General features: G+C 71.8%; 10 protein-coding genes. 3 read left to right on the top strand and 7 right to left on the bottom strand.

Going from position 1 to position 12,883, the window contains the following annotated elements; translation table 11 throughout:
* Positions 1–164 precede the first annotated feature (164 nt).
* On the top strand, positions 165–491 hold the full coding sequence (locus ACFWRO_RS12275) for an ATP/GTP-binding protein (protein WP_384508222.1): 327 nt from the start codon (positions 165–167) through the stop codon (positions 489–491).
* A 19-nt stretch (positions 492–510) separates the two neighbouring features.
* On the opposite strand, the gene ACFWRO_RS12270 is transcribed toward ACFWRO_RS12275, so the two are convergent.
* From ACFWRO_RS12270 to mce, 7 genes are all read right to left on the bottom strand, one after another.
* Positions 511–1,338: an ABC transporter permease subunit gene (locus ACFWRO_RS12270; protein ID WP_384508220.1), complete on the bottom strand. Its 828-nt coding sequence runs from the start codon at positions 1,336–1,338 to the stop codon at positions 511–513.
* Complete coding sequence (locus ACFWRO_RS12265; RefSeq protein WP_384508217.1) at positions 1,335–2,426, bottom strand: ABC transporter ATP-binding protein; 1,092 nt, start codon at positions 2,424–2,426, stop codon at positions 1,335–1,337. The genes ACFWRO_RS12270 and ACFWRO_RS12265 overlap by 4 nt, the downstream gene beginning before the upstream one ends.
* 133 nt (positions 2,427–2,559) lie before the next feature.
* Positions 2,560–3,339, bottom strand: a complete 780-nt coding sequence (locus tag ACFWRO_RS12260; protein ID WP_384508215.1) for an ABC transporter permease — start codon at positions 3,337–3,339, stop codon at positions 2,560–2,562.
* A gap of 3 nt (positions 3,340–3,342) precedes the next feature.
* Positions 3,343–4,308, bottom strand: a complete 966-nt coding sequence (locus ACFWRO_RS12255; RefSeq protein WP_384508213.1) for an ABC transporter ATP-binding protein — start codon at positions 4,306–4,308, stop codon at positions 3,343–3,345.
* Positions 4,309–4,441: 133 nt separating this feature from the next.
* Positions 4,442–5,380 carry a cellulose-binding protein gene (locus ACFWRO_RS12250; RefSeq protein WP_384508211.1) on the bottom strand — a complete coding sequence of 313 codons (939 nt, stop codon included), beginning with the start codon at positions 5,378–5,380 and terminating at the stop codon, positions 4,442–4,444.
* Positions 5,381–5,494: 114 nt separating this feature from the next.
* Complete coding sequence (gene scy, locus ACFWRO_RS12245; RefSeq protein WP_384508209.1) at positions 5,495–9,787, bottom strand: polarized growth protein Scy; 4,293 nt, start codon at positions 9,785–9,787, stop codon at positions 5,495–5,497.
* 211 nt (positions 9,788–9,998) lie between these two features.
* Positions 9,999–10,439, bottom strand: a complete 441-nt coding sequence (gene mce / locus ACFWRO_RS12240; RefSeq protein ID WP_384508207.1) for a methylmalonyl-CoA epimerase — start codon at positions 10,437–10,439, stop codon at positions 9,999–10,001.
* Between the two features lie 137 nt (positions 10,440–10,576).
* Between mce and ACFWRO_RS12235 the strand changes: the two genes are divergently transcribed.
* Positions 10,577–11,779, top strand: a complete 1,203-nt coding sequence (locus tag ACFWRO_RS12235) for an acetyl-CoA C-acetyltransferase (RefSeq protein ID WP_384508204.1) — start codon at positions 10,577–10,579, stop codon at positions 11,777–11,779.
* A gap of 27 nt (positions 11,780–11,806) precedes the next feature.
* On the top strand, positions 11,807–12,763 hold the full coding sequence (meaB, locus tag ACFWRO_RS12230) for a methylmalonyl Co-A mutase-associated GTPase MeaB (RefSeq protein ID WP_384508202.1): 957 nt from the start codon (positions 11,807–11,809) through the stop codon (positions 12,761–12,763).
* The last annotated feature ends 120 nt before the right edge of the window (positions 12,764–12,883 follow it).

Raw genomic sequence — 12,883 nt, 5'->3', positions numbered from 1 at the left:
TCCCCCTCCACTGGCAACAACGTCTGACACGTGCCAAAGGCACGGCCTCTGATGAAGTTGTTGCGATTTTCCGCTAACTGGGCCTGTGGGGTGGGAAGGTCACTCTTTCGCGGCCCGTAGGCTTGAGAGAACGTTCTGTGTCCCCGGACCCGTGAGGTGATCAGGTGTCCCCGCGTCGCAACCGCCCCCAGGGCGGCGATAGGCCCGATCCTCAGGCTGAGTCCGGCGAGCGGTACGGAGGATCGCAGCGCAGTGAGTCCTGGCAGGGCGAGGAGTGGTTCGTCCGGCACGTGGCCGGCGCCAGCGCCCCCGGCAAGCGCTACCGCTGCCCCGGCTGCGACCAGGAGATCCCGGGCGGCGCCCCCCACGTGGTGGCCTGGCCGGAGTACGGCGGGGTCGACGACCGCCGCCACTGGCACAAGGCCTGCTGGAACGCGAAGGACCGCCGCACCTCAAGGGTGCAGCGGTCCCGCAACGCGCCGAAGTACTAGCGGCTCTCCGCCGGAGGCCTCAGACGTCCCGGCTGTTCAGCAGGGCGTAGGCGCCGCCCAACGCCGCCGCCACCAGGACCGCCATGATCCAGACCGGGTCCCAGCCCGAGGGGCCGGACTGGCCCATCGTCGACTTGCCCGCGTACAGCGCGATGAGCTGGCTCGGGACCGCGTAGTCGAGCAGGAACTGCTGCACCTTGGCGAGCGACTCCGAGAACATGAACATGGCCGCCACCAGCGGCAGCAGCAGGACGCCGATCATGATCGTGATCGCGCCCGCCGAGTGCCGGATGATCGCGCCGATGGCCAGCGACAGCAGACCGAGCAGCGCGAGGAACAGGCCGACGCCGACCGTCGCGCGCAGCCACTCGGCGGACGTGGGCTCCGTGGCCGCGGACACCATCGCGACCTGTGCCACGCCCACCACCGTCGCCGTGACCGTGGTGATCGTGAAGACGAGCAGGAAGAAGACAACGGCCTTGGCCATCAGCACCCGGCCGCGGCTCGGGCAGGCCGTCAGGGTCGTACGGATCATGCCGGTGCCGTACTCCGAGGCGATCGTCAGCACCCCGAGCGTGATCACGCAGATCGAGCCGAGCAGCACGCCGAAGAAGCCGAGCGTGAGCGCCGACTCGCTCGCCGGCGGCCCGTCGGCCCCTTCCGTGGTGGCCACGACCGCGGCGACGGCGAGGCCGATGCCCAGCATCAGCAGCACCATCACGCCCAGCGTCCACAGCGTGGAGCGCAGGGAACGGATCTTCGTCCACTCCGAGGCGAGCGCGTCCCCGAGGTGCGCCCGGCGCACCGGGATGGGGGAGACGTACGAGTGCGGGGCGGGGGCGGTCATCGGGCGTCCTCGGCGTTCTTGGCGGGCTCGCTCTGCGTCGCGTACGGGTTCTGTCCGGGCGGCGGCGGGGCGTACCAGCCCTGCTGCGGCACGTCCTGCACCACCGGCTGCGCCGGCTGGAGGTGCGGGTGCTGGTGCGGCTGCGGCTGCTGGAGGTGCGCCAGCTGGTCGTCGGTGGAGCGGTAGTCCACGGCGCCCTGCGTCATCCGCATGTACGCCTCCTCCAGCGAGGCCTGGTGCGGGGAGAGCTCCCAGAGCCGGACGTCCGCGTCGTGCGCCAGGTCGCTGATCCTGGGCAGCGCCAGACCGGTCACCCGCAGCGCGCCGTCCGGCTCGGACATCACACGGCCGCCGGCCTCGATCAGCGTCGCCGTCAGCTTCTCCCGCTGCTGCGGCTCCTCCTGCGGGGTGCGGACCCGGGCGAAGTCCGCCGAGTTCGCCGAGATGAAGTCCTTGACGCTCATGTCGGCCATCAGCTGGCCCCGGCCGATCACGATCAGGTGGTCGGCGGTCAGCGCCATCTCGCTCATGAGGTGGCTGGAGACGAAGACGGTCCGGCCCTCGGCGGCCAGCTTCTTCATGAGGTTGCGGACCCAGAGGATGCCCTCGGGGTCGAGACCGTTGACCGGCTCGTCGAAGAGCAGCACCTGCGGGTCGCCGAGCAGCGCGGCGGCGATGCCGAGGCGCTGCCCCATGCCCAGCGAGAAGCCCTTGGAGCGGCGCTTGGCGACGTCCTGGAGGCCGACGACCCCGAGGACCTCGTCGACCCGCTGCGCCGGGATGCCGGCGAGCTGGGCGAGCGAGAGGAGGTGGCTGCGGGCGCTCCGCCCGCCGTGCACGGCCTTGGCGTCGAGCAGCGCGCCCACCTGGCGGGGAGCGTTCGGCAGCTGCCGGAACGGGTGGCCGCCGATGGTGACATGGCCCGAGGTGGGGCGGTCGAGCCCCAGGATCATGCGCATCGTGGTCGACTTGCCGGAACCGTTGGGGCCGAGGAAGCCGGTGACGGTACCCGGCCTCACCTGGAAGGAAAGGTTGTACACGGCCGTCTTGGCGCCGTAGCGCTTCGTCAGGCCGACTGCCTCGATCATTCTCCAGCCCCATCGACAGGTCAGGTCTTGTCGGGGCCGTGGCCGACGGCCGGGGCCCCCGTATGAGCTAGGAGCTTATCCAGGGGTTGACGGTTCCGGCCAAGTCGAAATCGTGACCAAGGGTCGCGAAGGCTCAGGCATCCCGCTTCTTCATGACCAGGTAGCCGCCCAGCAACGCGGCCGCCACCCAGAGCACCATGATCCCGAGCCCGCCCCAGGGGCCGTACGGCGCCTCCTCCGTGTTCAGGGCGTCCGGAACGACCTGCATGATCTTGGAACCGGCCTGGTCGGGGAAGTAGCGCGCGACCTCCTTGGCCTTCGGGACCGCCGAGAGGATCTGCGAGACCAGGAAGAAGAAGGGCATCAGGATGCCGAGCGAGAGCATCGAGGAGCGCAGCATCGTCGCCACGCCCATCGAGAAGAGCGCGATCAGACCCATGTAGAGCCCGCCGCCGACCACGGCGCGCAGCACGTTGTCCGCGCCCAGCGTCGTGTGGTGGTCGCCGAGGAGGGCCTGCCCGAGGAAGAACGACAGGAAGCTGGTCACCAGACCGACGCCGAACGCGAGCCCCCCGGCCACCGCGATCTTGGAGAAGAGGAAGGTCGCCCGCTGCGGCACGGCGGCGAGCGAGGTACGGATCATCCCCGAGCTGTACTCCGTGCCGACCACGAGCACGCCGAAGACCACCATCGCCAGCTGCCCGAGGACCATCCCGGAGAAGCTGACGAACGTCGGGTCGAAGGTCGCCTGCTCGGCCTCGTTCAGATCGGTGTAGGTCGCCTTCACCACCGCGGAGATGGCCGCGCCCATCGCCACCGTCACCAGGAGCGCGCTCGCCAGGGTCCAGACCGTCGACGAGACCGTCCGGATCTTGGTCCACTCCGACTGGAGGACCGCCGATACCGCTGCCATCGTTCAGGCTCCCTTGGTGGTCTCGCCCCAGCGGGGGCCCGGCGCGTCCGCCGCGTGTACGTTCGTGCCGTGCGCGTGGTACTCCACCGCGCCGGCGGTCATCTGCATGAACGCTTCCTCCAGGGAGGCGCGCTGCGCGCTCAGCTCGTGCAGGACGAGCCGGTGTTCGGCCGCCAGCTCACCGAGCTTCTCGGTGGTGGCGTTGTCCACCTCCAGCGTCCCGTTGCCCGCCTCGACGGGCGTGAAGCCGCTCTCGTGCAGGATGTCCCGCAGCCGCTCCTGCTGCGGCGAGCGCAGCCGTACGAAGCTCCGCGAATTCTGCTGGATGAAATCCGCCATCGACGTGTCGGCCAGCAGCTTTCCCTGCCCGATCACGATGAGGTGATCGGCCGTCAGGGCCATTTCGCTCATCAGGTGACTGGAAACGAAGATCGTCCGGCCCTCGGCCGCGAGCGCCTTCATCAGATTGCGGATCCAGTGAATTCCCTCGGGGTCCAGACCATTGACGGGTTCGTCGAACATCAGGATCTCGGGATCACCGAGCAGCGCGGAGGCGATTCCGAGTCGTTGGCCCATGCCGAGGGAGAAGCCCTTCGACTTCTTCTTCGCGACCGAGGTCAGACCGACCAGGTCGAGGACCTCGCCGACCCGGCTCGACGGAATGCGGTTCGACTGGGCCAGGCAGAGCAGATTGTTCTGCGCCGACCGGCCACCGTGCATCGCCTTCGCGTCGAGGAGCGCCCCGATGTACTTCAGCGGCTCCTGGAGCTCCCGGTAGTGCTTGCCGTCGATCCGGACCGTCCCGCTCGTCGGGTTGTCCAGATCGAGCATCATCCGCATGGTCGTCGACTTGCCCGCGCCGTTGGGCCCGAGGAAGCCGGTGATCATGCCAGGCCGTACCTGGAAGGAGAGATGGTCGACCGCGGTCTTCGATCCGAACCGTTTCGTCAGGGCCTCGAGCTCGATCATGCGTACAACCTACGGGCGCGAAAAACCCTCCGCCACCGGAATGACGGAGGGTTTTCAGGCGCGTCGCCCACTCGTTACCGAGCGGGCCCTTCACCGGGTGCGCGCCGCGCGTTCAGCGGGCGCTCACGGGGCCTCAGCGGGTCTGCTGGGCCGGGACGCCACGGGGCGCGGGCTCGTCGTCGATCGGCGAGCCGGCGGCCGCCACGGCGGCACCGGTCAGCGTGGCCAGCATCTCGCGGACGTTGGTCAGCTGGGCGTTGATCGAGTCGCGGCGGTTCGTCAGCGCCGCGAGCTCGCGCTCCGATTCCGAGCGGATCCGGTCGGCCTTGGCGTTCGCGTCGGCCACGATGTCCTCGGCCTGGCGCTGCGCGGTCTCCACCGTCTGACGGGCCCGGCGCTCCGCGTCCGTACGCAGCTTCTCGGCCTCCAGGCGGAGCTGCTCGGCGCGGTGCTCGATCTCGGCGAGACGCTTCTCGGCCTTCGCCTGACGCGAGGCCAGATCGCGCTCCGACTGCTCCCGGCGCTTGGCCAGGTTGGTCTCGAAGTCCGCGGCGGCCTGGGCGGCCTTGGCGCGGGTCTCCTCGAAGAGGGCGTCCGCCTCCTCGCGCTTGGACTGCGCGTCCTTCTGCGCCTCGCCGCGCAGCGAGTTGGCCTCGCCCTGCGCCTTCTCGACGATCCGAACGCCCTCGTCCTCGGCCTTCGCCTTGCGCTCCGACGCGAACGACTCGGCGTCGTTGCGCACCTGCTGGGCGGCCGACTCGGCCAGCTCGCGGTGCTGCTCGGCGGCGCGACGGGCCTCCTCGCGCAGGTCCTTCGCCTCCTCCTCGGCGAGGCGGAGGATCTTCTCGACACGCGCGCCGAGGCCGGCGTACGACGGCTCGGCGTCGGTGACCTGGGCCTGGGCGTTCTGCGTCTCGAGGTGGAGCTCCTCGATGCGCTTTTCCAGAGAGGTGATGCGTCCTAGAGCACTGTCTCGGTCGGCGACGAGCTTGGTAATGCGGTCATCCACCTGACCGCGGTCGTAACCACGCCGCACGAGCTCGAAGCCGAAGGGGGAGGAAGTGTCGCTCATGGGGTTCCTGTCGAATGAGACCGGTGAGGTGTTAGGGGGAATCCTAGGGGCCGAAGCGGCGTGTCATCGAGCGGATGCCCGTTTGATCTGGAGAATGTCCAGCCTTTTGAGTGGCTAGCCGTCGGAGGACTTGCCACTCGAACGTGTAGCCCCCGCCGGAACACCCGCCTTCTCACCGTTTGCCCCGGCGGCCTTCGTCCCCGCGGTCGGCGCCTCGAAAGACTCCAACGCCTCGAGGACGTCCTGGACACGGGAGATCTCGGCATTGATGTCCTCGCGACGGCGCACCAGCACATCGAGATCGCGCTTGCCCTCGGAGATCATCGTCTCGGCCTCGTGCTCGGCCTCCGACTTGACCTTCTCCGCCTCCGCGACCAGGGAGGCCTTCTTCTGCTCGGCCTCCTTCAGGAGCGCCTCGGCCTTCCTGACCGCGGCGATCCGGACCTTGCTCGCCTCCGAACTCGCCTCGGAGACCATTTCCTTGGCCTTCGCCTCGGCCTCGGCCCGCTGCTCCTCGGCGGCCTTCACCAGCTTGTCGACCCGCTCGCCCGCCGTCTTCATCTGCTCGGCCGTCTCGCGCCGCGCCCGCTCGTGCAACTCCTCGATCTCGCCCTCGATACGGGTTCGCAGCTCCTCCGCCCGCTCCCTTATGGCCGTCGCGTCGCTGCGCGCGCCCACCAGGAGCTCGTCCGCGTCCGTACGGGCCTTCTCCACCAGGGAGTTGCCCTCGACCGTCGCCTCGGCCGTGATCCGGTCGGCCTCCTGACGGGACGCGCCGACCATCGTGTCGGCCTGCGACTCGGCCTCGGTGGTGGCGCGCAGCGCCTCCTCCTGGGCCTTCGCCATCAGCTGGTCGGCCTGCTCGGCCGCGTCCGAGCGGCGCTTGGCACCGGCCTCGCGCGCCTCGTCGAGCGTACGGTCGGCCTCCTCGCGGGCCTCGGAGCGCATCTGCTCCGCCGCCGCCTCGGCGTCCGACCTGACCCGCTCGGCCTCGACCCGGATCCGCTCGGCGGCCTGCTGGGCCTGCCCCACGTTCTCCGCGCCCTCGGCCCGCAGCCGCTCCGCCTCCTGGCCCGCCTCGCCGGTGATCCGCTCGGCCTCGTTCGTGGCCTCCGTGATGAGCGAGTCCGCCTGCTCGGCGGCGTCCGCGCGCCGCTTGTCGGCGGCCTTGCGGGCCTCGTCGAGGACCTGCTCGCCGTCCGCGCGCGCGGCGGCCCGCAGGGCCTCCGCCTCGGCCTCGCCCGTCTCCTTGACCTGCTCGGCCTCGGCGCGCAGCCGCCGCGCGTCCTGCTCGGTCGACTCCAGGAGCGCCACCGCCTCCGCGGTGATCGCGTCGGCCTGCTCGGCGGCGTCGGAACGCCGCTTGTCGGCCGCCTTGCGCGCCTCGTCGAGGACCTGCTCGCTGTCGGCGAGCGCGGCGACCCGCAGCGCCTGGGCGTGCGCCTCGCCGTCCGTCTTCAGCTGCTCGGCCTCGGCGCGCAGCGCCTCCGCCTCGACGGTCAGCCGCTCGGCCTCGCCCGAGGCCTCCGTGATGAGGGTGTCCGCCTGCTCGGCGGCGTCCGTGCGCCGCTTGTCGGCCGACTTGCGGGCCTCGTCCAGGATCTGCTCGCCCTCCGTGCGGGCGAGCGTGACCAGCTCCTCCGCCTCGGCTGTGAGCCGCTCGGACTCGGCGGCCGCCTCGGAACGGATCCGGTTGGCGTCCTCGCGGGCGTCCGCACGAGTACGGGCCGCGTCCTGCTCGGCCGAACCCAGCGCGTCCGACGCCTCCGTCCGTACCCGCTGGGCGTACTCGGCGGTGTCCGCGCGCAGCTTCTCCGACTCGGCGAGCGCGTCCGCGACCGTCCGCTCGGCCAGCGACTTCGCGGCGTCGGTCTCCTCCTGGGCGCGCGCCCGGACCCGGTTGGCGTCCTCGGTCGCCCGCTCCCGCTCCTCGTACGCGTCGGAGCGGACCCGGTCCGCCTCCTCCTGTGCTTCGGTACGGGTACGGTCCGCGGAGTGCTCGGCGGCGCTGCGCAGCCCGGCGATCTCCTCCTCGGCCTGCTCGTGCAGCCCGGCGACGGCGTCGCGTACGTCCTTGGCGGTCTGCTCGGCGGCGGAGACCATCTCCGTGGCCCGCCGGTCCGCCTCCTCGACCAGGCGCTGCGCCTCGGTCTGCGCCTCCTCCACCCGCCTGCGGGCGGAGGCGAGGAGCTCCTCGGACTGCTCGCGGGCGTGCTCGCGCTCCCGGTCGGCCTCGGAGCGGGCCGAATCCAGCGTCTCCTCGGCCTCCCGGCGCCGCCGGTTGGCCTCCTCCTGCGCGGCGGCCAGCGCCTCGGCGGCCTCGGCGGCGACCCGCTCGGCGGCGGCCGCGGCCTCGGCGCGCACCCGGTCGGCGGTCTCCTGGGCCTCCGACTTCAGCCGCTCGGCCTCCGTCGACGCCTCCGTCCGCAGCCGTACGGCCGCGGCCTCCGCCTCGGCGCGCGAGGTCGACGCGTCCTGCGCCGCCTCCGTGCGCAGCCGCTCGGCCTCCTGCTCGGCCTGCGCCTGGAGCGTACGGATCCGCTCGGCGGCCTCGGTGCGCAGCCGCTCGGTCTCCTCGGCGGCCTCGCGGCGCAGCCGCTCGCTCTCGGCGCGGGCGTCGGTCAGCGCCTGCTCGGCGCTCTCGACCCGGGTCTCGGCCTCGGTGTGCAGCCGGGTGAGCTCATCGGCGGCCTCCTCGCGGCGGGCGACGGCGGCCCGCTCGGCCTCCTCGCGGAGCTCGGCGGCGACCCGCTCGGCCGCCTCCTTGACGCCCTCGGCCTGCTCCTCGGCCTCCGTCCGCATCCGCTCGGCCTCGGCGCGCGTGCGCTCGAGGGTCTCCTCGGCCTGCGTACGCAGCGTCTGCGCGCGCTCCATGGCCTCGGCGCGGACCCGCTCGCCCTCGGCGCCCGCGCTCGCGCGCAGCTCCTCGGCGTCCGTACGGGCCTTGGTCAGCAGCTCCTCGGCGGCGCCGGCCGACTCCTCGATCTGGCCGACGGCCTCGCGCCGGGCCTCGCCGCGGATCTTCTCGCCCTCGGCGATCGCCTCGGCCCGCAGCCCCTCGGCCTCGCCGCGCAGCCGGCGCGCCTCCTCCTGGAGCTCGACGGTCTTGGCGCGGTACTCCTTGGTGTCGTCCTTGGCCGAACCGAGCAGCTCGTCGGCCTGCTCCTCGGCCTGTGTCCGCGTCCGGTCGGCCTCGGTCTCGGCCTCGCGGCGGATGCGCTCGGCCTCCTCTGAGGCCTTGCGGGTGGTCTCCTGGGCGTCCTCGGACGCCTTGGTCAGGACCTCCTCGGCGGTCCGCGCGGCCTTGGCGAGCGCGGCGGCGGAGTCCTCGGCCGCGACCGTACGGGCCTTGTCGGAGGCTTCCGAGAGCAGCTTCTCGGCCTCGGCGGTGGCCTCGCGGAGCTTCTCCTCGGCCGCCCCCTTGAGGGTCTCGGCCTCCTTGGTCGCCTCGGAGACGAGCCGGGCGATCTCGGCCTTCGCCGTACGGGTGCGCTGCTCGTTGACGGACTCCGCGGACGACAGCTGCTTGGCCGCCGCGTCCTTGGCCTCGGTGAGCGCCTTCTCGGCCTCCGTGCGGGCCTCGCGGAGCCGGTCCTCGGCCTCGTGCATCCGCTGCTCGGCGGCGCGGGACAGTTCGGTGGCCTGCTGGCGGGCCTGCTCGGTCTCGGCCGTGGTGGAGGACCGGAGCTGCTCGGCGTGGCTGGTGGCCTCGTGGGCCTGCGTGGACGCGGCGTTGAGGAGCCGCTCGGCGTCCTTGCGGGCGCGCAGCAGAATCGCTTCGGCCTCGGCACGGGCCGCCTCGGCGTCCGTGCCCACCCGGTGGCGGGTCTCCTCGGCGAGCCGGGTGGCCTCGGCGCGGGCGCCGGCGAGCGACTGCTCGGCCTCGGCGCGGGACTCCTCCATGAGGCGGCGGGCCTGCGACTCCGTACGGGCGCGCAGCTGTTCGGCCCAGGCGACGTTCTCGTTGACGTGCGCTTCGACGGTCTGGCGGCGCTCGGCGAGCTCCTGGTCCAGGCGCTGCCGGCGCTGGACGGCCTCGGCGTGCAGCTCGGCCTGGAGCCGGGCCTGGTGCTCGGCGTGCTCCTGGAGGATGCGCTGGGTCTGGGCGCGGGCGTCGCGCAGCTCGCGCTCGGCGTCCTGGCGCAGCTGCTCGGCCTGGACCTGCGCGTTGCGCAGCATCTGTTCGGCCTGGTAGCCGATGTCCGCGCTGTCGTACGCGGGACGGGTCGCGATGGTGCGGCGCGCCTCGTGGAGCTTGGCGCGCAACACCTCGACCTGGTAACCGAGGTCCTCGGCGTGCTGGACGGCCTTCTCCCGCTCGGTCTTCAGCCGGTCCATCTCGGCTTCGAACCGCGAGAGATGGTCGTCTTCAGCTCGGTGGCTCTCCTGGCGTTCGTAGCCCCGCACTGCGCGGTCCCATCCTTCCCCGAGCTCTCAACGCGTTCGAGCAGGGGAGACCCCAACCCTGGTCGCACACTCCAACGAGCACCGTTCCCCGGAGAACGGCCCCCCGGGAATCGTGGCAGATCGGATACCCCGACTTCGACGCCGCATGGCATGCGGCGTCGACCGGCCCCGGCCCGGAGTCGCCCACTCTACCGGGCCAGGAATCCGGAGGTCAGTGCTCAGCAGAGGAGGGGTCGGCGGACGTGACCAGTTCGGTCAGTACGCCGTGGCAGTCCTTGGGGTGGAGGAAGGTGATACGGGAGCCCATGGAGCCGGTCCTAGGCTGGTCGTAGAGGACTCGGACGCCCTTGCCGCGGATGGCCTCGGCGTCGCCGTCGACATCGGCGGTGCCGAAGGCGATGTGGTGCACGCCCTCACCGTTCTTGGCCAGCCATTTGCCGACCGCGGAGTCCTCCCGGGTGGGCTCCAGGAGCTGGAGGTACGAGGCGCCGCCGTCGGAGGTGTCGTTGATCTTGAGCATGGCCTCGCGGACGCCCTGCTCCTCGTTGACCTCGGAGTGGAACACCTCGAAACCGTAGGTCGCACGGTAGAACTCGACGGTCTTGTCGAGGTCGAAGCAGGCGATCCCGATGTGGTCGATTCGCGTCAGCATTCCTCCAGTGCAGCGCCACGGAGGTGGTTACGCAACGTGCGCGCCGTCACACCGACTGGCCGATGACCGTGCGCGTGACCGCTCAGTACATTGAAGGTAAACCCTCGTTCACTCCTCATCCCAAGGGGCCGTGCCTCATGTCTGGAACGACCGGTACCACCTCAGTGATCGTCGCGGGCGCCCGCACGCCCATGGGCCGACTGCTCGGCTCCCTCTCCTCCTTCTCCGGCGCCGATCTGGGCGGTTTCGCCATCAAGGCCGCGCTCGACCGGGCCGGCATCGGCGGCGACCAGGTGCAGTACGTGATCATGGGGCAGGTGCTCCAGGCGGGCGCCGGGCAGATCCCCGCGCGCCAGGCCGCCGTCAAGGCGGGCATCCCCATGAACGTGCCGGCGCTGACCGTCAACAAGGTCTGCCTCTCCGGCCTGGACGCCATCGCGCTCGCCGACCAGCTGATCCGCGCGGGCGAGTTCGACATCGTCGTCGCCGGCGGCCAGGAGTCGATGACCAACGCCCCGCACCTCCTCCCGAAGTCCCGCGAGGGCTACAAGTACGGCGCGATCGAGATGCTCGACGCGATGGCGTACGACGGTCTGACCGACCCCTTCGAGAAGATCGCCATGGGCGAGTCGACGGAGAAGCACAACACCCGCCTCGGCCTCCAGCGCGTCGAGCAGGACGAGATCGGCGCGCTGTCGCACCAGCGCGCCGCCGCCGCGCAGAAGAACGGCATCTTCGAGGCCGAGATCACCCCGATCGAGATCCCGCAGCGCAAGGGCGACCCGGTCGTCTTCGCCAAGGACGAGGGCATCCGCCCCGAGACGACGGTCGAGTCCCTCGGCAAGCTGCGTCCGGCCTTCGCCAAGGACGGCACCATCACCGCCGGCACCGCCTCGCAGATCTCGGACGGCGCCGCCGCCGTCGTCGTGATGAGCAAGGCGAAGGCCGAGGAGCTCGGCCTGGAGTGGATCGCCGAGATCGGCGCCCACGGCAACGTGGCGGGACCGGACAACTCGCTGCAGTCGCAGCCCTCCAACGCGATCAAGCACGCCCTGAAGAAGGCGGGCCTGGGCGTCGAGGACCTCGACCTGATCGAGATCAACGAGGCCTTCGCGGCGGTCGCCGTGCAGTCAATGAAGGACCTCGGCGTGACCCCGGAAAAGGTGAACGTCAACGGCGGCGCGATCGCGCTGGGCCACCCCATCGGCATGTCCGGCGCCCGTGTGGTGCTGCACCTGGCCCTGGAGCTGAAGCGGCGCGGCGGCGGTACCGGCGTGGCGGCGCTGTGCGGCGGCGGTGGTCAGGGCGACGCTCTGATCATCAGCGTCCCGGGCAAGTAGTTCCCGTCGAGCAAGGAGTTACGGCACATGGTGGACGTCCCCGAACTGGTCGCCCAGGCACGGGAGGGCCGGCCGCGCGCGGTGGCCCGGCTGATCTCGCTCGTGGAGGGGGCGTCCCCGCAGCTGCGCGAGGTGATGGCGGCGCTGGCCCCGCTGACCGGCGGCGCGTACGTGGTGGGCCTGACGGGTTCGCCCGGCGTGGGCAAGTCCACCTCGACGTCGGGGCTGGTCGCGGCGTACCGGCGGGCGGGCAGGCGGGTCGGCGTCCTGGCCGTCGACCCCTCGTCCCCGTTCAGCGGGGGCGCGCTGCTCGGTGACCGGGTCCGGATGTCGGAGCACGCCTCGGACCCGGGCGTCTACATCCGCTCGATGGCGACCCGCGGGCACCTGGGCGGGCTCGCCTGGTCGGCGCCGCAGGCGATCCGCGTCCTGGACGCGGCGGGCTGCGAGGTGATCCTCGTGGAGACCGTCGGTGTGGGTCAGTCGGAGGTGGAGATCGCCTCCCAGGCCGACACGTCGGTGGTGCTGCTCGCCCCGGGCATGGGCGACGGGATCCAGGCCGCGAAGGCGGGCATCCTGGAGATCGGCGACGTGTACGTGGTGAACAAGGCGGACCGGGACGGCGCGGACGCGACGGCCCGCGAGCTGACCCACATGCTGGGCCTCGGCGAGGCGCGCGGTCCCGGCGACTGGCGGCCGCCGATCGTCAAGACGGTCGCGGCGCGCGGCGAGGGCATCGACGAGGTCGTCGAGGCGCTGGAGAAGCACCGCGCGTGGATGGAGGAGCACGGCGTCCTCGCGGAGCGCCGCCGGGCGCGCTCGGCGCGCGAGGTCGAGACGATCGCGGTCACGGCCCTGCGCGAACGCATCGGCGACCTGCACGGCGACCGCCGCCTGGACGCCCTGGCGGAACGCATCGTGGCGGGCGAACTGGACCCGTACGCGGCGGCGGACCAGCTCGTGGCCGACCTCACCGGCAACTGACACGGGCAGAGCGAGGGGCCCCCGGGGGCCGCCGCCCCCCGGGCCCCCCCGTTGGGTGGGGCGGGTGCAACGGCGGGGCCCGGCGGCCCCCCACCAGGTGCGCGACCGCGGTACGGGGCA

Origin of the sequence: Streptomyces sp. NPDC058579, from assembly GCF_042718575.1 — a bacterium.
Lineage (GTDB): Bacteria > Actinomycetota > Actinomycetes > Streptomycetales > Streptomycetaceae > Streptomyces.
This window is presented reverse-complemented; position numbering and strand designations above follow the sequence as displayed.

What these genes read in the sequence shown, in the direction of transcription:
- ACFWRO_RS12235 (WP_384508204.1), top strand. Translation starts at nt 10,577, where the DNA reads ATGTCTGGAACGACCGGTACCACCTCAGTGATCGTCGCGGGCGCCCGC.
- ACFWRO_RS12250 (WP_384508211.1), bottom strand. Translation starts at nt 5,380, where the DNA reads ATGAGCGACACTTCCTCCCCCTTCGGCTTCGAGCTCGTGCGGCGTGGT.
- mce (WP_384508207.1), bottom strand. Translation starts at nt 10,439, where the DNA reads ATGCTGACGCGAATCGACCACATCGGGATCGCCTGCTTCGACCTCGAC.
- meaB (WP_384508202.1), top strand. Translation starts at nt 11,807, where the DNA reads ATGGTGGACGTCCCCGAACTGGTCGCCCAGGCACGGGAGGGCCGGCCG.
- ACFWRO_RS12255 (WP_384508213.1), bottom strand. Translation starts at nt 4,308, where the DNA reads ATGATCGAGCTCGAGGCCCTGACGAAACGGTTCGGATCGAAGACCGCG.
- ACFWRO_RS12265 (WP_384508217.1), bottom strand. Translation starts at nt 2,426, where the DNA reads ATGATCGAGGCAGTCGGCCTGACGAAGCGCTACGGCGCCAAGACGGCC.
- ACFWRO_RS12260 (WP_384508215.1), bottom strand. Translation starts at nt 3,339, where the DNA reads ATGGCAGCGGTATCGGCGGTCCTCCAGTCGGAGTGGACCAAGATCCGG.
- ACFWRO_RS12270 (WP_384508220.1), bottom strand. Translation starts at nt 1,338, where the DNA reads ATGACCGCCCCCGCCCCGCACTCGTACGTCTCCCCCATCCCGGTGCGC.